Consider the following 4944-nt stretch of genomic DNA (forward strand, 5'->3'; position numbering starts at 1 on the left):
GGTCGCGCGCCTCGCGGGTGTCGCCGACCTGGCCGACCTCGGCGGCGGCGTCGTGGGCGTCGCGCTCGTCCTCGGAGGACGCCGCCGCGTCGTCCGGGCGAGCGTCTGTCACGAGACCGCGCCCGCCTTGTAGCCGACCCCGCGGACGGTGAGGACCACCTCAGGGTTCTCCGGGTCCTTCTCAATCTTCGCGCGCAGCCGCTGCACGTGTACGTTGACCAGTCGCGTGTCAGCGGAGTGGCGGTAGCCCCACACGTGCTCGAGCAGCACCTCACGCGTGAACACCTGGCGCGGCTTGCGGGCGAGCTCGACGAGCAGGTCGAACTCGAGCGGGGTGAGCGGGATCGGGGTGCCGTCGCGGGTGACGGTGTGCGCGGGCACGTCGATCGTCACGTCGCCGATGTGCAGGACCTCGCTCGGCTCGTCCTCCCCGCGGCGCAGACGCGCCCGGATGCGGGCCACGAGCTCCTTGGGCTTGAACGGCTTCATGATGTAGTCGTCGGCTCCCGACTCCAGGCCCAGCACCACGTCGACGGTGTCGGTCTTGGCGGTGAGCATGACGATCGGCACGCGCGACTCGCCGCGGATCTCACGGCACACGTCGATTCCGCTCTTGCCGGGCAGCATGAGGTCGAGCAGGACCAGGTCGGGTTGGACCGACCGGAAGGTGTCGATGGCGTTGATGCCGTCGCCGACGACCTCGGTCTCGAACCCCTCGCCCCGCAGGACGATGGTGAGCATCTCTGCCAGCGCGGCGTCGTCGTCGACGACGAGGATCTTGGGGGTCATGGTCACCACTTGTTGTCGGCGTGTCGTGTCGGGTGCGGGCGCTCGCGACCTGCGGGGTCTCCGCAGGCGCATTCTCACCCGATCCGACCTTACCCGTCCGCACCGACGCACCGTGGGTACGGCTCGCTCATCGGTGCAACGACCGGGAGCCGGGCCCGGCCCGTGGTCGGTGGGGCCGGTGGGAACGACGCGGGGGCGCGATCGTCGCCCACCTGCGGGTGCCCCGAGGTCTGATCAGGTCCCGACGACGACGAGGTCAGCCACCGCACTCACGTCGGGGTCGGTCCCCAGGACCGTCCAGGGCGATCTCCAGGAAGAGTCGGCAAGCCTGCGGTAGTTCGCGCCGGTGTCGGCCTGGAGGGTCGCGTCTCGTTCGTACCGGTCCCGGGTACGTCCCGGGTCGGCGGCTTCCCGGGCACCGGCCCGCCTGGCGGCCACGTCGACCGGGGTGTCGAGCAGGATCTGCAGGTCCGGTTCGGGCAGCCCGAACCGGTCGAATTCGAGTGCACCGATCCACTCGACCGCCTCCTCGGCACGTTCCGGTCCGAGGCGCGCCGCCGTGTAGGCGGCGTTGGAGGCCACGTAGCGGTCGAGGAGGACCACGTCGTTGGCCGCGCTCAGTGCGGTCAACTCCCCCAGTGCGGCGTGTCTGTCCATGGCGAACAGCAGCGCCATCGCGTGCGGGGAGTCCGCGGTGCCGGCCTGGCCGCCGTGCAGTGCATCGGCGGCCAGGTCGGCGTGCAGGGTTCCGTATCGGGGGAAGGCCAGGCGGCCCACGGTGTGGCCGCGGCGGGTGAGTTCGGCGACCAGCGCGGTGGTCAGGGTGTTCTTCCCCGCACCGTCCAGCCCTTCGACCACGACGAGTCGTGCGCTCACGTGCTCGGCCTCCGGGTCCATATTCGGCGCGGCCTCCGTGCCCACACTCGCCCCTGCCCCCTACTAACTGCGGTGATTCCTACTACCTGCGGCGGTCGCGGCCGATCAGTAGCGGTAGTGCTCGGGCTTGTACGGGCCCTCGACGTCCACACCGATGTACTCGGCCTGGTCCTTGGCGAGCTTGGTGAGGTTGCCACCGAGCGCCTCGACGTGCAGCCGGGCGACCTTCTCGTCGAGGATCTTGGGCAGCAGGTGCACACCCACCGGGTACTGGTCGGCCTTGGTGAACAGCTCGATCTGGGCGATGACCTGATCGGAGAAGCTGTTGGACATCACGAACGACGGGTGGCCGGTGGCGTTGCCCAGGTTGAGCAGACGCCCCTCCGACAGCACGATGATCGAGCGGCCGTCCGAGTCGAAGACGAACTCGTCGACCTGCGGCTTGATGTTGATGCGCGTGACGTCGGCGGCCGACTCCAGGCCGGCCATGTCGATCTCGTTGTCGAAGTGGCCGATGTTGCCGAGGATGGCCTTGTTCTTCATCGCCTTCATGTGCTCGAAGGTGATGATGTCCTTGTTGCCGGTCGCGGTGATGACGATGTCGGCCTCGCCGATCGCCTGGTCCACGGTCACCACGTCGAAGCCGTCCATCATGGCCTGCAGGGCGTTGATCGGGTCGATCTCGGTGACCTGCACGCGCGCGCCCTGGCCGGCCAGCGCCTCGGCGCAGCCCTTGCCCACGTCGCCGTAGCCACAGACCAGGGCCTTCTTGCCGCCGATGAGGGCGTCGGTGCCACGGTTGATGCCGTCCAGCAGCGAATGGCGGGTGCCGTACTTGTTGTCGAACTTGCTCTTGGTGACCGCGTCGTTGACGTTCATCGCCGGGAACGGCAGAACACCCTCGCGGTGGAAGTGGTAGAGCCGGTTGACGCCCGTGGTGGTCTCCTCGGTGACACCCTTGACCGACTTGCCGATCTCGGTGTACTTACCCGGGTTGGCCGGAACGGACTGACGCAGCAGCGCGTGGAAGACCTTCTCCTCGGCCGACCATGCCTCATCGTCGGACGGCACGGCGCCGGCGGCCTCGAACTCAGTGCCCTTGATCACCAGCATCGTGGCGTCGCCACCGTCATCGAGAATCATGTTGGGGGCTTCGCCCGGCCAGGTCATGATCTGCTCGGTGCACCACCAGTACTCCTCGAGCGTCTCGCCCTTCCAGGCGAAGACCGGCACACCGGCCGGCGCCTCGGGGGTGCCCTCCGGGCCCACGACGACCGCGGCGGCCGCCTCGTCCTGGGTGGAGAAGATGTTGCAGGACGCCCAGCGCACCTCGGCGCCCAGCGCGGTGAGGGTCTCGATCAGGACCGCGGTCTGGACGGTCATGTGGATCGAGCCGGCGATCCGGGCGCCGGCCAGCGGCTGCTCGGACGCGTACTCCTCGCGCAGCGCCATCAGGCCCGGCATCTCGTGCTCGGCCAGACGGATCTGCTTGCGGCCCGCCTCCGCGAGCGACAGATCCGCCACCTTGAACTCGATACCGTTGACGGACTGCACCTGCAGATCAGCAGACATGTGTGCGACCAGCTCCTTGTTGTTTTCTTTGACGAAAAGTCTCCGGGCACCACATTAGCGGGAGCGATCCCGCGACGGTGGTCCGGTCACCGGTCCCCGACGCGGGTCCGGAACACGGTGGCCCCCGCTGTCGTGGACAACGCGATCTCCTTCGTGGAGGCGGGTACCCAGCAGGCGCCGCCGGCGTCGAGGGTCTCGGTCGACGACCCGTCGTCGACGTGGACGGTCCCGGCCGAGCACAGCAGGACCTCGGGTCCGTCCGGGCTCCACGTCACGGGGTCGGCCCCGGCCGGGATCTCGATGCGTGACAGTGCGAAATCGGGCTCCGGCGTGGGGTAGTCGACCTCGCCGGGGATCCCGCGGGACACCGTCTCCGGCCGCACCGTCGGGTCGGCCAGTGGCGTGAACTCGAGGACGCGCATCAGCTCGGGCACGTCCACGTGCTTGGGGGTCAGGCCCCCGCGCAGCACGTTGTCCGAGTTGGCCATGACCTCCACGCCCACACCGCGCAGGTAGGCGTGCAATTGGCCGGGGCCCAGGTACACGGCCTCCCCGGGCCGGAGGACGACGCGGTTGAGCAGCAGCGCCGCCAGCACCCCGGGGTCGCTGGGATAGCGCTCGGCCAGTTCGGTGACGGTGGCGGCCACGGGCGACCAGCGGCTGTCGACGCCGTGGGCGGACAGGTAGCCAACGGCACAGGAGACCAGTTCGGGCACGATGTCGGCGATGACGCTGTGGGGCATCGTCACGAACGTGGTGAACACCGCCCGCAGCCCTTCGGCGTCGCGCTGGCCGGCGAGCATGTCGCGGTACGGGTGCAGGGACGGGACGTCCAGCGCATCGAGCAGTGCGATGGTCCGCTCGACGGGGCGGAACCCGACGAGGGCGTGGAACTCGGTGAGCGCGACGAGGATCTCGGGCTTGTGGTTGGTGTCCCGGTAGTTGCGTTCGGAGGCATCGCGCGCGACCCCCCGCTCGTCCTCGGCCGCGTACCCCTCGCGGGCCTTCTCCGGGGACGGGTGCGCCTGCAGGGACAGTGCCTGTTCGGCCGAGAGCAGCTTGACCAGGAACGGCAGGTCCCCGTCGTACTCGTCAAGGACCCGATCCCCCAGTTCGCCTCGCGGATCGGCGGCGATCCTGGCGTCGAGGCCCCGCCCGTCGGTGCACAGCGACGAGCCCGAGTCATGGGCACCGAACCAGTGCTCTGCGACCGGGTGTGGAGCCGGGGAGGTCATCCCGCACAGCTCGGGGAGTGCGGTCCGGGAGCCCCAGGCGTAGGCCTGGACCACCGGGCTGAGTGCCACCACTGACCTACAGCCCCCCGACGACGAAGTATGCGGCTGAGAGTTCGGTCCGGGCCATGAACGCGGCCACCTTTCCGCTCAACGGGGCCGGGGCGTCGCCGACCGTGTCCTGACCACGGTCGGTGATCCACTCGACGTCCGCGAGCGGGCCCGCGGCCAGCCGGACGAGGTCCTCGTCCGCGCCCAACACCATACCGAGGTGACGCACGGGAACATGATCGCGTGGCCCGTCCAGCTCGTCGTCGTGGAAAAGGCTGGCCAGCGGATCGACCGGCGGGCGGCCCTGGGCACGCTCGGCCTGGCCGCGTACGGCGTCCGCGACGGAGGTAGAGGCGGTGATCCGGCCGGCGTCGCAGAACGCGGCGACCGCGCGGGCGCACACGGCCTCCGAGACCGCGTCGGC

At 69.7% G+C, this 4944-nt stretch carries 4 protein-coding genes and 1 pseudogene; all 5 read right to left on the reverse strand.

What is annotated here, in order from left to right; genetic code table 11:
- Nucleotides 1-108 precede the first annotated feature (108 nt).
- Nucleotides 109-789, reverse strand: a complete 681-nt coding sequence (mtrA, locus tag G6016_RS02870) for an MtrAB system response regulator MtrA (RefSeq protein ID WP_187354271.1) — start codon at nucleotides 787-789, stop codon at nucleotides 109-111.
- 234 nt (nucleotides 790-1023) lie between these two features.
- A complete protein-coding gene (locus G6016_RS02875) occupies nucleotides 1024-1665 on the reverse strand; it encodes a dTMP kinase (protein WP_338403488.1) in 642 nt (213 codons plus the stop codon).
- Between the two features lie 105 nt (nucleotides 1666-1770).
- Nucleotides 1771-3237: an adenosylhomocysteinase gene (gene ahcY, locus G6016_RS02880; protein ID WP_182631204.1), complete on the reverse strand. Its 1467-nt coding sequence runs from the start codon at nucleotides 3235-3237 to the stop codon at nucleotides 1771-1773.
- Nucleotides 3238-3323: 86 nt separating this feature from the next.
- Nucleotides 3324-4541 (reverse strand): mannose-6-phosphate isomerase, class I, encoded by a 1218-nt coding sequence (gene manA / locus G6016_RS02885; protein ID WP_338403489.1) that lies wholly within the window; start codon nucleotides 4539-4541, stop codon nucleotides 3324-3326.
- A gap of 7 nt (nucleotides 4542-4548) precedes the next feature.
- Nucleotides 4549-4944: pseudogene (locus tag G6016_RS02890) on the reverse strand (hypothetical protein); the annotation flags it as partial.

It is taken from the genome of Dietzia aerolata, assembly GCF_014144865.1.
Lineage (GTDB): Bacteria > Actinomycetota > Actinomycetes > Mycobacteriales > Mycobacteriaceae > Dietzia > Dietzia aerolata.

Bases quoted from the DNA above. Each gene is read 5' to 3' on its own strand.
- ahcY (WP_182631204.1), bottom strand. From the start codon at position 3,237: ATGTCTGCTGATCTGCAGGTGCAGTCCGTCAACGGTATCGAGTTCAAG.
- mtrA (WP_187354271.1), bottom strand. From the start codon at position 789: ATGACCCCCAAGATCCTCGTCGTCGACGACGACGCCGCGCTGGCAGAG.